Here is a 14,593-nt window from a genome sequence, read left to right as displayed (position 1 = left end):
TACATGCGAATTTTAGACCGATATATATTGAAAGAAATAATAGTAGCATTTTTATTTGGTATTTTTGCTTTTTCCGCTGTTTTTATCGGTTCAGGTACTTTGTTAAGAATTGCGCAGTATGTTACTCAATATGGTGCGTCCTTTTCATCGGTAGTGCGCTTGTTCATTTACAGCATGCCAGCAATAATGCTCTGGACCTTTCCAATGTCGATGCTTTTAGCGTCTCTTTTAGTCTTTGGTAAGTTATCAGGAGCAAGTGAAATAACGGCAATGAAGTCATGCGGTATAAGTCTTTACCGTATTATGCGCCCTATCTTAGTAATGGGTATTGTTGTCAGTATTTTTGCTATAGCTTTTAATGAGTATGTTGTTCCTTGGGCAAATCAAGCATATACGGATGTTATTAATTATGAAATAAAAAATAATACGGCTCCACAGTCAAGGGAGCATATAATTTTAAAGGAAATTAAGGACGGTAATATTCAACGGTTGGTTTATGCCCGTCGCTATGATGCAGAAAAGAACCGTATGGAATGGATTACCATGCAGGATTTTGAAGAAGGTAAACTGGTCAGGGTAGAAAATGCCGATTATGCCGATTGGGGCGATAATGAATGGCTGTTACATAATGGTGTTATATATTCAATTACTGACGGGGAAATGTCCCATACGATGCATTTTGACACGCAGAAACTGCCTGTACAGGAAAGTCCGGATAGTATTATTCGGGAACAGAAAAAACCAGAAGAAATGACAATGAAGGAACTGGAAGCACAGATTAAAATAATGCGCGGCCAATATGTTGATACGACAGATTTTGAAATTGAACTGTATCAGAGAATTACAGTACCGTTAGCAAGCTTTATCTTTACCTTAATCGGGGTACCTTTGGGACTTCAGCCTAACCGGAACAGCTCGTCTATAGGTTTTGGCCTTAGTATAATTATAATATTTATATACTATACACTTATGACGGTGTCCAATGTTATTGGTAGGGCTATACCGCCAGCTTATGCTGTATGGCTGCCAAATTTGGTAGGTGCTATCATAGGCTGTTATCTGATCAGAAAGGCAGGGAGAACGTAATAGACGCAAATTTGGGACAGTAAATTTTAAGGTTAGGATTTAAAAAGGAAATTGCTGCTAGAATTACTTAAAGATATTTAGAAAGGGGGAGTTTTGATGCATGGTATCGTGTTAATTGTAGTATTGGTTATAGTTGGCGGGATCATTGCATTCATTGGAGACCGTTTGGGTAGTAAGGTGGGAAAACGGAAGATGTCACTGTTCGGGCTTAGGCCAAGGCATACATCAATAATAGTGACAATAATCACGGGGATAGCAATCACAACTATGACTTTCGGCATTTTGGCCGTTACTTCTAAAGATGTCAGAACTGCCCTTTTCGGCATGGAGAAACTCCAGCAGAGAATACAGATGACACAGGAAGATCTTAATAGGGCGGATAATGACCTAAATGATGCGCAACAGAAACAAAAACAAATGCAGGCAAACTTAGAAGATACGCAAAGTGAGCTCACAAACGCCAAAGAACAGACTAAAAAAATGAAAGACCATCAAGCTAAATTACTTGCCGATAATGATGCACTTGAAACACAAAACACGGACTTATCAGGACAAAATGTTTATTTGAACGAAACAAATAACCAACTGCAAGTATATAATAATGGCTTAAAAGACAGCAATAATGAACTTAAAAATAATAATAGTGAGTTACAAGCGCAAAATAATGATTTAGTTAAGAGAAATGGTGATTTGAGCAGTAAACGGATAGTTTACCAGGCGGGTGAATTGATTTTTGGTGGAGTCGTTCCGGCAACTGTAGATCGTGCAGTAGCACAAAATGCCTTAGCAAAACTTATTGATATGGCAAATACAAAGGTTTCGGGAGTAACTGACAGCAACCAGTCCGGCCAGATCGGCATATGGACATATCCTGAAGAATACGAAAACGCAATTAATGAAATTTGTAGGGAAAATAAGGATATGGTCATAAGGTTTATCGCTGCGGCTAATTTGGTAAAGGGCGAACCTGTCAGGACTAATATAGAACTTTATCCTGATAAGGTTGTTTATCAAAATGGCAAAATGATCACAAGCAGGGAATTTGTCATGGACGGCAACCAAGGCACAGCCCAGAAAATACTTTTGGAATTCCTGCATGATATAAATGTCATAGCTTCTGCCAACGGGATTTTACCTGATCCGTTGCGAGGATCTATAGGTGTTATCAGTATGGATCAGTTATATACTGCAACCGAGTCGATGGCTCGTGTAAACGGCTCTATCCGTTTGACTGCTTATTCAAACGGTGATACGGATATACTGGGACCATTGCGTCTGATTTTACAGGTAGATGATTTGGGTAATAATGGATATTAAGCAGAAATGTATAATCGCCGTGGACCCGGGACGGGAAAAATGCGGTGTGGCTGTCTTGGCTTTAGATAAGGCAATGCTTTTTCATAAAACGGTGACTACCAAAAGCTTGCCTGCTGTTTTGCAGAAATTGGAACGGGTATATGCGGTACAAACTTTTGTGATAGGCAGCGGCACTACAAGTAAAGATAAAAAAAAGCTTATTGAAGAAACTTTTCCGACAATACAACTGGCTGTAATTGACGAATACAGGACGACAGATGCAGCTAGAAAAAGATATTGGCAGGAGAACCCACCCAAAGGAATTAAAAAATTTTTACCGCTAGGGATGCTTGTTCCGCCGGTACCGGTTGATGATTTTGCGGCAGTGATCATTGGCGAGCGGTATCTGGATGCTGGCAAGGATAAATAATATTATTGTTCTGTCAGATTTAGCCAGGGCTAAAAGCTGTTATAGCAGGAGATGAATAGTGTGCCAGAAGAAAAGAATTTAAAAAAATTGATTGATATAGCAGCAGGCAGACAAAAAGCAGAGCTGGTGCTGCGCAACTGTCGTATTGTCGATGTTTACAGTGCAAAGCTGCTTTGTGCCGATATCGCGATAAGTGATGGTATGATTGCAGGGATAGGCAGCTATAAAGGCCTTGATGAAAAAGAGATGGATGGAGCGATAGTTTTACCGGGGCTGATCGACAGCCATATCCATATCGAGTCCTCCTGCGTGAGCCCAGAGGAGATAGGTGCGCTGCTTGTTCCCCACGGTACGTCGACAATTATTGCCGATCCGCATGAAATCGTTAATGTTTGCGGGTTGACAGGCTTGGAATATATGCTGAAAGCCGCTGAGAAAACAAAGCTTGATATAAAATACGTGATGCCGTCCTGTGTACCGGCAACGCCTTTTGAGCATGCAGGTGCTGAAATTACCGCGGCAGTTATGGCAGAGGCGATGGCTTCAAAAAGAATCCTCGGTTTGGGTGAATTTATGAATTTTCCCGGTGTAATAAATAATGATAAAGCTGTTTTGGCTAAATTGATGACGGCAAAGCAAAATGGAAAAATTATCGACGGACATGCACCGGGACTTTCTGGATATGGCCTTAATGCGTATGTTGCCGCAGGAATAAGCACTGACCATGAGTGTTCCACTGTAGAGGAAATGCAGCAAAAAATAGAACGTGGTATGTACATAATGTTGCGCAGCGGTTCTGCCTGCAATGATTTGCAAAAGCTGGTCAAGGGTGTAAGAAGTGATAATGAACGGCGCTGTCTGCTTTGTTCTGATGACCGCCAACCCAAAACAATTTTTGCAAAGGGTCATTTAGAAGACCATTTGCGGCGCTGCGTACAGGCTGGTCTTAGCCCGTTTACTGCTGTGCGTATGGCATCCCTTAATGCTGCCGAATGCTATGGCTTGTCTGATAGAGGTGCGGTGGCACCGGGAAAAAGAGCCGATCTGACTATTGTAGACGATCTTGAACATTTTAATGTTTCACAAGTTTATATTGGCGGTATATTGACAGCAGTAAATGGTAAATATTTGCCTAAAATAGAAAAATATCCAATTGACAGTGTGGCCGGGAGTTGTCATGTGAAGGACTTTTCTGCCCAAAAATTAATTTTACATTTACGTTCAAATTATGTAAAAACTATTGATATTTTACCTGGGGGCGTGGTTACGGCAAAGGGAACTGCCAAAGTTAATCTGGATAAAAACGGCAACTTTTTATATTCACCGGCGCTTGATGTTGTCAAAATTGCCGTTATAGAAAGACATAAAAATACTGGTAATGCGGCAGTGGCATTATTGCGCAACTATGGTATAAAACAGGGAGCTATTGCAATTTCCATTGCGCATGATTCACATAATATCATTGTTGTCGGCACAAATGATACAGATATGGAATACGCGGTAAAAAAACTTATCGGGCAGCAGGGTGGCATGCTTTTAGCTTGTGGACAAAAGACACTTGCGGCAATGGCTATGCCCATTGCTGGCATTATGAGTGATAAAGACGGCGAATGGGTAAATGAAAGACTTACGCAAATCCATGAAATAGCACATAAAAAGCTGGGGGTCAGTAATGATGTTGATCCGATAATGACGTTATGTTTTATGTCTTTGCCGGTCATTCCTGAATTAAAGCTTACAGATATGGGACTGTTTGATGTTACCAAATTCGCTTTTACCAGTGTGGAAGCTTGAGAAATTGGTGCGAATAATATAAATGCTGATGTCCGGGGAATATGGAGTGATATTGATGAGAGAACTGGTAATGCTGGGCACGGGTAATGCGATGGTGACAAAGTATTATAATACGTGCTTTGCCATAATAGATAATGGACAAATTTTTTTGGTCGATGCAGGCGGTGGCAATACTATTTTGCGCCGGATGGAAGAAGCCGGATTAGCTTTTGCTAATGTACACCATATGTTTGTGACGCATGGACATACAGATCATGTACTCGGCGTGATTTGGGTGATACGCAAAATAGCTACACTTATGGGGAAAAACAAATACGAAGGAAATTTTTACATATATGGGCATTCGGAAGTACTGCATATCATAAAAGAAATAGCAGAACTCACACTTAAGAAGAAAGATCTTCAAAAAATGGGAGAACGTATTATTTTCCGTACAGTGCAGGATAAAGAGCAGTTGCCTATTCTCACCATGCAGGTGACCTTTTTTGATATACTTTCCACCAAAAAGAAACAGTTTGGTTTCAGTGCAGTTTTCCCTGATCACTACAAACTTTCCTGTCTTGGGGATGAACCTTATAATGAACATTGCCGGGATATCGTCAGTCATAGTGACCTTTTGATGTCAGAGGCATTTTGTCTTTATGCTGATCGGGATAAATTCAATCCATATGAGAAAAACCATAGCACGGTAAAAGAAGCCTGTACCGTAGCGGAAGAGCTGCAAGCACAGGCGGTTTTACTGTATCATACTGAAGATAAAACCTTTCCGCAGCGGAAAGAAAAATATATGGCAGAAGCCAAAGAATTTTTTAAAAAGACTATTTATATACCGGATGATTTGGAAAAGATTTCTTTTTAAGAAAAGATTTTTACATTGGAATAGGGGTAGGCTTAACCAAATGAAGTGTTCACAGCGATGTGGCAGCAGTTTGTCTGGTTGGTTCGGGAGAAAACGTATTGGTTGAATAACCGATGCGTTTTTTGTTTTTTTATAGTAAAGAATATGTTGATTATTTACTGTGTTTAGTGTATAACTATAGTATAGTTTTTTATTCGATAAAGACTTAACGAGAGAAAACATAAAGCTGTTAGGGAGGACTATTTGATGAGTAATCCAAAATTAAAAGATGAGCTAAATGATCACTTATGTGAAGCAGTGCTAAGTTTGAAAAATATTGAAGAATGTTATCAGTTTTTTGAGGATATTTGTACCATAAGCGAAATAAAAGCGATGGCCCAACGATTGGAGGTCGCGGCAATGCTCAGGCAGGGACATATTTATGAAAAAATCGTGTCCCGTACGGGAGCCAGCACAGCAACTATAAGTCGTGTGAAGCGGTGCCTGAATTATGGTGCTGATGGTTATAATTTGGTGTTGGACAGATTGGGTGTAGAAAAAAATATTATCGGGCGGAACGGAGAGAAAAAATAAGTGTGCAGGGATAAAAATTTTTTGTTGGAAATACCTTACGGCATGAGAGATTTTTTACCGCATGATGCTGCTATTAAGAGAAATATTGAAAATGTATTGGCTGATTTATTTAAAGTGTGGGGCTATGATGAAGTAATCACACCTACGGTAGAATATCTTGACACTTTGACGATTGGCAATAAAAATAGTATGCAGAGGCATATGTTTAAATTTTTTGATAAAAATAATAGAACATTGGCGTTGCGTAATGAAATGACCACTTCTATAGCGCGGCTGGTGTCAAGCCGGTTGCAGAATGAGGATGTACCGTTCAAGCTTTCTTATATTTGTAAGGTTTACCGTTATGAAAAGGCACAGACGGGTAGACAGTGCGAGTTTTACCAGGCCGGAGTAGAATTGATGGGGAACGGCGAACCGACTGGGGACGCAGAAATTGTTGCCTTGGCTATAAAAAGTATGCTGAAAGCAGGCTTGGGTAATTTTCAAGTCTGCATGGGGCAGGTGGCATTTATTAATGGGCTTATGCAACAATGGAATTTGTCAGCGGAAGAACAAAAATGTATTCGTACAGCATTAGAAAAGCATGATTTGGTGAAATTGGAAAAGGCCGTTTCTGAAGCCGCGCTGACAGATGATGCCAAAGCATTTTTGCGCTCACTACCAATGCTGCACGGTGATAAAACTGTTTTGGCAAGGGCGAAGGCTTTTGCTGTTAATGAACAAAGTCGGCAAGCTTTGCAAAATTTACAGAAAATCTATGAAGCATTGCAGCTTTATGGCGTTGCTGAATATGTCGTGTTTGATTTGGGGGTTATCCGTGATTTCAGTTATTATACGGGAATGGTTTTTGAAATATATGCGCCGGGTTTAGGCAGTCCTTTGTGCGGTGGAGGACGCTATGATAATCTTTTAGCAGACTTTGGTAGGAAATGTCCGGCTACAGGATTTGCCCTGGGCTTAGAAAGACTCATGCTGGCACTTAAAAATCAGGGTAAGGCAGAATGCCTTACCAACAACAAGGAAAACTATGTTGCCTATGCGGCAGGCCATCTTGCTGAAGCTGTGGAAAAAGCAATGGTCCTCCGGGCAGCGGGAGAAATAACCGAACTTGCGGGAACAGCGCAAAAATTGGCTGAAGCGGAAGCATATTGCCAGAAAAAAGGTTATGTAAATTTGGTTTATATTCAATGATACAAAGAATAGTACAATTTTTTCGTGCGCTTAATGCTACACTTTCGGCAGAAGACAATGCTTTTATTGCCGAATATTTGCATGACAAGGAATTGGCACTGTTCACCCAAATGAATGTATATGACAAGCGGCACGCAGTCCGTACAGCCTATACTGCCGTAAATTTGGCACAGCATATTGAAGTTGACAGGCAGCTTTTGATAAGGGCAGCATTGCTGCACGATATAGGACGGAGCGCGGCGGGCGTTTGTCTTATCGATAAAATATTGTTTGTGCTGTTATCTTCATTATCAGGTAGAATGACTGTTTATATTGCGCAAAATGGCCGAGGCGGCATTATTGGCAGGCGGCGCAATGCTTTATATATATGTATGCACCATGCAGCTATTGGCGCTGAAAAGCTGGAAAAAATAGATGAACAGGTTGTTGCGCAGTTAGTAAAGCGGCATCATGACAAGCCAAAGAAAAATGATAGCCAAGAACTCGTGCTGCTGCGTCAAGCTGATGAGATTAACTAAAGACAATAATAAATGAAATTTGTTTTGACAAAACTTTTATCCTATCTGGAGCTTGGTAATTATTTATGGAATATTTAGGTGGGATGGGTTATCACTACGAAAGAAAGGCGTTGGCTTAATGTCTGCAGAGAATATGGAATATTTAACTATTGCCCTGCCAAAAGGAAAAGTTTTTGGCAAGGCAGCTGAATTATTTAAGAAAATAGGTTATACGGCAGAAGGTTTGTCAGATAAATCACGCAAACTCATAATAACAAATGAAAGCAAAAAAATACGGTTCATCATAACGAAAACAGCAGATGTCCCCGTTTATGTCGAATATGGTGCGGCTGATATAGGCGTGATCGGTAAAGATGTATTGATGGAATCTGCTAAAGATGTATATGAATTGTTGGATCTCCAGATTGCGAAGTGTCATTTGATGATGGCTGTGGCCAAAAAAGCCAAAAGGAAACATCTTGCTGATTATGCAAATACAAGGGTAGCCACTAAATTTCCGCATATAGCAGCGGCATTTTTTAATAGCAAGGGCATGCAAATGGAGTATATAAAATTGCATGGCTCAATAGAATTAGGGCCTATTGTGGGATTATCGGAAAGTATTGTGGATATTGTGGAAACGGGCACTACCCTTCGGGAAAATGATCTGGTGGAATATGCTTTTATAGCAGATGCAACAGCACGGCTTATAGCTAACAGAGTGAGCTTTAAAATGAAATTTGCCAGAATCAGTAAATTGACTGAAGCACTTCGTCAGGTGGTAAACAGCGCGGACTGAAAAATGAGCGGGCAGCTACCGGATACTTTGGGGAGGAAAAGTTTATATGTTGAAATACCGTGCAGAAATAAAAAAATTGCCAACTTATGATGTTATTGAACGAGATTGGAATATTAAAATCAATGCAAATGAATGTAATATGAATCTACCGCCTATAGTGGAAGAACGGGTTATGGGACGCTTGTCACGGCTTGCTTTTAACCGCTATCCCAACACGGAAACTGAGTCGTTGGCCGAACAGCTGGCAGCTGCTTATCATGTACAGCGCCGTAATATACTTTTGGCTAATGGTTCCAGTGAAATTCTGGAAAAAATGTTTTTTTGTTTCGGCGGCCGCAATCATAAGATTGTTTATCCGCAGCCATCTTTTTCAATGTATAAAATTTATGCGGAATTGAGTAATTCAATAAGTATTCCCTTTGACCTTGATGAAAATTATTGTCTGGATGCAGAAAAATTTGTCGCGACTGTAAATGATAATAAGGCACATTTAGCGGTAATATGTGCACCTAATAATCCGACAGGGACGCATATACCGTTGGCAGATATAGAGTATATAGCAAAGAATATTAACTGCGCATTTGTAGTTGACGAAGCATATATAGAGTTTGACGGCAGGTCAGCCATGGAAATATGGCATAAGTATCCGCATATGATAATAGCACGTACTTTTTCAAAAGCGTATGGTTTGGCGGGAGCCAGAGTCGGCTATATGATAGCTGACGAAAAGATAACAGAAATAACTGGAAAGGTGTTTATGCCATATCATTTGAATATACTTTCAGCAGTTACGGCCGATATTGTCTACCAAATGAGGCATGAATATGAACCACGGATCGCAATGATGCGGTCGGAACGTGATCGTATTGCCGAGCAGCTAAAAAAAATGTCAGTTATACAGGTATATCCTTCGGCAACAAATTTTGTATTGATGAAGTATGATAAAGCTGTCGGCCTCAACGAATATTTGGCAAATATTGGTATTGGTGTACGCAGTTTTGGTGATGCCCCCAGACTAAAAAACTGTATTCGGGTTTCTGCTGGTTTGCGGGAGGAAAATGATACCTTCATGAAAGCCGTTAAAGATTTTGTAGAAACCCATACTGAGGAGTGAGAAAATGCGTCAATTTACAATAAAGCGCCAAACCTTGGAAACTTCCATAAAGGTAGCATTGGAGCTCGATGGAACTGGTAAGGCAGCGGTGAATACTAAAATCGGTTTTTTTGATCATATGTTGACACTGTTGAGTGTCCATAGTTTGATTGATCTTAATGTAGAATGTAACGGTGATATAGAGGTAGATGGGCACCATAGTGTGGAAGATACCGGCATCGCCATGGGGGATGCATTTCGTGGCGCTATTGGCGATAGAAAAGGCATCAGGCGTTATGGCACTTTTTATATTCCCATGGATGAAGCGTTGGCAATGGTTTCCCTTGATATAAGCAACAGGCCTTTTTTAGTTTTCGAGACGGGAGAATTAGCGCCGATGATTGGTTCCTTCGATACCCAGCTGGCTGAAGAATTCTTTCGGGCTTTTGCTTTTCATGCAGGAATAACGCTGCATATAAAAGTGCTATATGGAAAAAATTCACATCATAAAATTGAAGCGATTTTCAAGGCACTCGGCCATGCCTTGCGGCAAGCTATAGAAAAAGACCCGAAAGTGGACGGCATACCAAGCAGTAAGGGGGTATTGTGATGATTGCGATAGTAGATTACGGCCGGGGAAATTTGTTTAGTGTACAAAAGGCTTTCGCTTTTTTAGGGGCGGATGCTTGTATTACTGCTGATAAAAAACAGATAGAAGAAGCTGATAAAGTAGTTTTGCCGGGAGTAGGAGCTTTTGGCGACTGTATGGATACCTTGACAAAAACAGGACTCGTGCCTACTTTGCTGGCAGCAGCGGCGAATAAACCGTTCCTCGGTATCTGTTTGGGACTGCAACTGATGTTTGAAAGCAGTGAAGAAAGTCCCGGCGTGCAGGGCTTGGGGATTTTTAAAGGCATAGTAAAAAAAATAAATGCGCCGCAGCTGAAAATTCCACATATGGGTTGGAATAATATTTTTGTTAAAGAAGGTACAGCGCTGCTGGCAAACTTACCTGAACGTCCCTATGTTTATTTTGTACATAGTTATCATGCGGTTCCTGCTGACCAGTCGATAATAACCTCATGGACCGAATATGGAGAAAAGGTAACGGCTTCTGTAGGTAAAGGCCGTGTCGCAGCGACACAGTTCCATCCAGAAAAATCGGGAGAAGTCGGTTTGCAGATTTTAAAAAATTTTATACAGGCAGTATGAAAAATTGTTTAAAAACACTATGCGAAGGAAAATAGCGTTATGCTATAATAAAGATAAATATAAAGGTGAAATTTAAAAGGGGGTCATTTAGTCATGTCTGAAATTTACGAAATAAAAGAGCGCAGTGATGATAAAAAGCTGGAAGTATTTTTTGATTATACTTGCCCATACTGCTATCGCGGCCATAAAAATCTACAGGAACTTATGAAAAAATATCAGAATCTGGATATTATCTGGCGTCCTTGTGAAGCCCATCCGCGACCAGAAGAACACGGAGTGCATAGTGACCAGGCAATTTGTGGAATGTATTTTGTGCTGGAGCATGACGGTGATTTGCTAAAATATCATAAATTAGTTTTTGAAGCAGTTTTTGAGCATAACTTGGATATTTCGGATATTGCCGTTTTAGCTGATATTGCCGAAAAATGTGCTGTCCCTAAAAAGGCATTTGAAGAAGCTTTACAAAAAGGTATTTACCAGAAGTTGGTGACACGTGGCAACGTGTATGCATGGTCGGAAAAGGACTTTGATGCTGTTCCCAGCTATGCCAGAGGTAAGAAAAAAATTGGTTCGGGAAACGGCGTGATGGTGACAAAGGACGAGCTGGAAAAATTCATCAATGCTTAGGGACGTATGAGTAATTGTCCTTAAAAGTACAATAAATAAACTTTAGGAATACATAAAGATTGTGAGGTTATATTTATGTTGATTTTGCCTGCTATTGATATACGGGGCGGCAAATGCGTCAGACTTTTTAAGGGAGATTTTGCCAGAGAAACAGTATTTTCTGAGCAACCTGTGCAGACGGCAAAAAAATGGGCCGACATGGGAGCAAAGTATCTTCATATTGTGGATTTAGACGGTGCGCTTGCTGGTGCGTCGAAGAATTTACCGGTTATAAAACAGATCGTTGACGCACTTGATATCCCGGTTGAATTGGGAGGCGGCATACGCACAATTGAAAATATCGAAAAGATTTTGCAGATAGGTGTCAGCCGTGTTATTCTCGGTTCAGTGGCAGTACAGCATCCGCAGCTGGTAAAAGAAGCGTGCAAACTTTTTGGCGATAAAATAGTCGTTGGCATTGATGCTAAAGACGGTATTGTAGCAGTTGAAGGCTGGGGCGTATCAGGTAATGTGCATGCTGTAGAATTGGCTAAACGGATGGTCGCGGCAGGAGTCCAGAATATAATTTATACGGATATCTCAAGAGATGGCACATTGCTGGGAATCAATGTGCATGCGACAGTAAATTTGGCAAAAAACAGTGGCGCAAAAGTTGTGGCCTCAGGAGGATTGTCCTCCCTTGAAGAAATTAGTGAATTGAAAAAGTATGAAAATGACGGTATAGTGGGTGTTATTGCCGGTAAGGCTATCTATACGGGCGCGCTTGATTTGCAAGATGCGATAAAAATTGCCGAGGGTGAATGAAAATGTACACTAAAAGAATTATTCCCTGCCTTGATGTGAAAGAAGGCCGCGTTGTAAAGGGAACAAATTTTGTCTCTTTGCGTGATGCTGGTGATCCTGTAGAACTAGCGTGCCTTTATGATAAAGAATGTGCTGACGAACTTGTATTCCTAGATATTACCGCGTCCAATGAAAAAAGGAATACGATGGTAGATGTGGCATCAGGATGCGCGTCGCAGGTCTTCATCCCCTTTACTGTAGGCGGAGGAATACGTTCTACCGAAGATATGCGCAATATGCTGAAATCTGGAGCCGATAAAATATCACTTAATACAGCGGCCGTAAAAAAGCCCAGTTTGATAAGTGAAGGGGCAGAAAAATTTGGCAATCAATGCGTGGTGTTGGCTGTCGATGCTAAAAGAAACGGTGAAGATAGCTGGGAAGTATATATAAATGGCGGACGTACACCTACCGGCCTTGACTGTTTGGCATGGATAAAAAAGGCGGTTGCCTTGGGAGCCGGTGAGATATTATTGACTAGCATGGACGCTGACGGAACAAAGAATGGCTACGATATAGCCTTGACACGGGCGGTATCGGAAGCAGTGTCCGTCCCCGTCATTGCTTCAGGCGGGGCAGGTGAATTATCACATTTTTATGATGTGTTGACAGAAGGAAAAGCTGATGCTGTATTAGCTGCATCAGTATTTCACTATGGCCGGTTTCGGATCCGGCAGGTGAAAGAATATCTGTTGTCGCGCGGTGTGGAGGTAAGATTATGATAGATATAAGTAAAATAAAATTTGACGCAAACGGGCTGGTTCCCGCAGTAATTCAAGAAATTGACAATGACCAGGTATTGATGCTGGCCTATATGAATGAAGAATCACTCAAAAAAACTATAGATACAGGTTATACGTGGTTCTTTAGCCGCAGCAGACAAAAACTGTGGAATAAAGGAGAAACCTCCGGCAATAAGCAAAAAGTCGGTGAAATATTCTATGACTGTGACGGTGATACATTATTAGTGCGTGTACATCAGACAGGTTGCGCTTGCCATACGGGAACATATACTTGTTTCAGCGGCAGAAGGCTCCTTACTTCAAATAAGGAAATCGCTGTTGTAGAGGAACATCAGACATCAAGTTTGACGAGAGTATTGAATGAATTATATGATGTTATTCAGGACAGGAAAATCCATCCTGTAGAAGGTTCCTATACGAATTATCTATGGCGGCATGGGCAGGATAAAATTCTTAAAAAATTGGGTGAAGAAGCGGTAGAAACTATTATTGCCTCTAAAAATAACAATAAGAAAGAAATTTTATACGAAATGGGCGATCTGTGGTATCATTGCTTAGTGGCTTTGGCTTACCATAATATAGCACCTAAGGAACTGCTCGGAGAACTTTTGAGCAGACGCAGCGGCGGTGAATATCACAGCTTTATTGATCCTGATGATTTAGACCCGGAAGATAAGTAAGAATTACAGCAGGCAGGCTGAGGCCTCCCTATTTTATTAATTAATAAATAATGATTGCCAATTATGGAGGGCAAAATGGATAATGTAAAATCTGCGCAGGATTTTCTGCGGGAATCTGCATGGGAGCGAGGAAATGTAAAGCCGCAAGTGACAGAAAGGCTGCCGCTTGAACTTCCAGCTCTGGTAACAGATAAGATAATAGAGCTGCCGGAACCGGATTTGCTTGACGACCGTAATATTAATTTTCTGGAAATGGTGGAATTGCGCGCATCGGTTCGCCACTATAGCGATAAACCGCTTGCTTTAAAAGAACTGTCATACCTCCTCTGGTGTACGCAAGGCGTAAAAATGGCTAATGACAAAGCTACGCTTCGTACAGTTCCGTCCGCAGGAGCAACTCATTCTTTGGAAACATATATTTTAGTGAATAATGTAGAGAAGTTAGAAGCAGGTGTATATCGTTTTCTGCCTATTGAGCATGCGCTAGTCAAAATAAAGGCAGACAAAACGGTAATAAGCAATTGTTTTTCCACATATCAAGTAGTGCTTGGCAGTGCCGTTACTTTTATATGGAGTACTGTTATCAAAAGAGTGGCCAGCCGTTATGCTTCAAGGGGATACCGATATGCCTTTTTGGATGCAGGCCATGTGTGCCAGAATCTTTATCTTGCAGCCCAGACAATAAGTGCAGGTGTATGTGCTCTCGGTTCTTTTGATGATAAGCAGATAAATAAAGCACTTGATTTTTTACCGAAGGAGCAATTCGTTGTCTATGGTGCTGCCTTGGGAAAAGTATAATAGGTGAATGGTACGAAAAAAACAGCCATTATACTTATTCAGTATAATGGCTGTTTTTGTTTTGCTTTTAAA

Annotated in this window: 17 protein-coding genes; all 17 read left to right on the top strand. The window is 40.9% G+C overall.

All coding sequences use genetic code 11. The features are described from left to right. The first annotated feature begins 3 nt into the window (after window positions 1-3). Window positions 4-1,086 (top strand): LptF/LptG family permease, encoded by a 1,083-nt coding sequence (locus EDC37_RS03495; protein ID WP_132547967.1) that lies wholly within the window; start codon window positions 4-6, stop codon window positions 1,084-1,086. Window positions 1,087-1,182: 96 nt separating this feature from the next. Then, window positions 1,183-2,403 carry a DUF3084 domain-containing protein gene (locus tag EDC37_RS03490; protein ID WP_132547965.1) on the top strand — a complete coding sequence of 407 codons (1,221 nt, stop codon included), beginning with the start codon at window positions 1,183-1,185 and terminating at the stop codon, window positions 2,401-2,403. Further along, window positions 2,393-2,812, top strand: a complete 420-nt coding sequence (locus tag EDC37_RS03485; RefSeq protein ID WP_132548168.1) for a RuvC family protein — start codon at window positions 2,393-2,395, stop codon at window positions 2,810-2,812. Before EDC37_RS03490 ends, EDC37_RS03485 begins: the two co-directional genes overlap by 11 nt. A 60-nt stretch (window positions 2,813-2,872) precedes the next feature. Further along, window positions 2,873-4,606 (top strand): adenine deaminase, encoded by a 1,734-nt coding sequence (gene ade / locus EDC37_RS03480; RefSeq protein ID WP_196589865.1) that lies wholly within the window; start codon window positions 2,873-2,875, stop codon window positions 4,604-4,606. Window positions 4,607-4,661: 55 nt separating this feature from the next. Beyond that, complete coding sequence (locus tag EDC37_RS03475) at window positions 4,662-5,465, top strand: MBL fold metallo-hydrolase (protein ID WP_132547961.1); 804 nt, start codon at window positions 4,662-4,664, stop codon at window positions 5,463-5,465. Window positions 5,466-5,711: 246 nt separating this feature from the next. Then, complete coding sequence (locus EDC37_RS03470; RefSeq protein ID WP_132547959.1) at window positions 5,712-6,038, top strand: YerC/YecD family TrpR-related protein; 327 nt, start codon at window positions 5,712-5,714, stop codon at window positions 6,036-6,038. A gap of 42 nt (window positions 6,039-6,080) precedes the next feature. Beyond that, window positions 6,081-7,229: an ATP phosphoribosyltransferase regulatory subunit gene (gene hisZ, locus EDC37_RS03465; RefSeq protein ID WP_132548167.1), complete on the top strand. Its 1,149-nt coding sequence runs from the start codon at window positions 6,081-6,083 to the stop codon at window positions 7,227-7,229. Further along, entirely contained in the window at window positions 7,226-7,747 is a 522-nt protein-coding gene (locus EDC37_RS03460; RefSeq protein WP_132547957.1) for an HDIG domain-containing metalloprotein, read from the top strand. The genes hisZ and EDC37_RS03460 overlap by 4 nt, the downstream gene beginning before the upstream one ends. A gap of 118 nt (window positions 7,748-7,865) precedes the next feature. Beyond that, window positions 7,866-8,525: an ATP phosphoribosyltransferase gene (gene hisG / locus EDC37_RS03455; protein ID WP_132547955.1), complete on the top strand. Its 660-nt coding sequence runs from the start codon at window positions 7,866-7,868 to the stop codon at window positions 8,523-8,525. Between the two features lie 46 nt (window positions 8,526-8,571). Next, window positions 8,572-9,639: a histidinol-phosphate transaminase gene (hisC, locus tag EDC37_RS03450; RefSeq protein WP_132547953.1), complete on the top strand. Its 1,068-nt coding sequence runs from the start codon at window positions 8,572-8,574 to the stop codon at window positions 9,637-9,639. Window positions 9,640-9,643: 4 nt separating this feature from the next. Then, window positions 9,644-10,228 (top strand): imidazoleglycerol-phosphate dehydratase HisB, encoded by a 585-nt coding sequence (gene hisB, locus EDC37_RS03445; RefSeq protein WP_132547951.1) that lies wholly within the window; start codon window positions 9,644-9,646, stop codon window positions 10,226-10,228. Beyond that, window positions 10,228-10,830 carry an imidazole glycerol phosphate synthase subunit HisH gene (hisH, locus tag EDC37_RS03440; protein WP_132547949.1) on the top strand — a complete coding sequence of 201 codons (603 nt, stop codon included), beginning with the start codon at window positions 10,228-10,230 and terminating at the stop codon, window positions 10,828-10,830. Before hisB ends, hisH begins: the two co-directional genes overlap by 1 nt. Before the next feature lie 93 nt (window positions 10,831-10,923). Next, window positions 10,924-11,457 (top strand): DsbA family oxidoreductase, encoded by a 534-nt coding sequence (locus tag EDC37_RS03435; RefSeq protein ID WP_132547947.1) that lies wholly within the window; start codon window positions 10,924-10,926, stop codon window positions 11,455-11,457. Between the two features lie 75 nt (window positions 11,458-11,532). Beyond that, complete coding sequence (hisA, locus tag EDC37_RS03430; protein WP_132547945.1) at window positions 11,533-12,261, top strand: 1-(5-phosphoribosyl)-5-[(5-phosphoribosylamino)methylideneamino]imidazole-4-carboxamide isomerase; 729 nt, start codon at window positions 11,533-11,535, stop codon at window positions 12,259-12,261. A 2-nt stretch (window positions 12,262-12,263) separates the two neighbouring features. Further along, window positions 12,264-13,022 (top strand): imidazole glycerol phosphate synthase subunit HisF, encoded by a 759-nt coding sequence (gene hisF, locus EDC37_RS03425; protein WP_132547943.1) that lies wholly within the window; start codon window positions 12,264-12,266, stop codon window positions 13,020-13,022. Next, window positions 13,019-13,723 (top strand): bifunctional phosphoribosyl-AMP cyclohydrolase/phosphoribosyl-ATP diphosphatase HisIE, encoded by a 705-nt coding sequence (gene hisIE, locus EDC37_RS03420; protein ID WP_132547941.1) that lies wholly within the window; start codon window positions 13,019-13,021, stop codon window positions 13,721-13,723. Before hisF ends, hisIE begins: the two co-directional genes overlap by 4 nt. A 75-nt stretch (window positions 13,724-13,798) precedes the next feature. Further along, window positions 13,799-14,521, top strand: coding sequence for a SagB/ThcOx family dehydrogenase (locus EDC37_RS03415; protein ID WP_165874442.1), 723 nt, complete (start codon window positions 13,799-13,801; stop codon window positions 14,519-14,521). Window positions 14,522-14,593: the final 72 nt, after the last annotated feature.

The sequence above is a fragment of the Pectinatus cerevisiiphilus genome, assembly GCF_004341685.1.
Taxonomy (GTDB): domain Bacteria; phylum Bacillota; class Negativicutes; order Selenomonadales; family Selenomonadaceae; genus Pectinatus; species Pectinatus cerevisiiphilus.
Note: the sequence above shows the minus strand (reverse complement) of the source record. Positions and strands in the feature narration are given on the sequence as shown.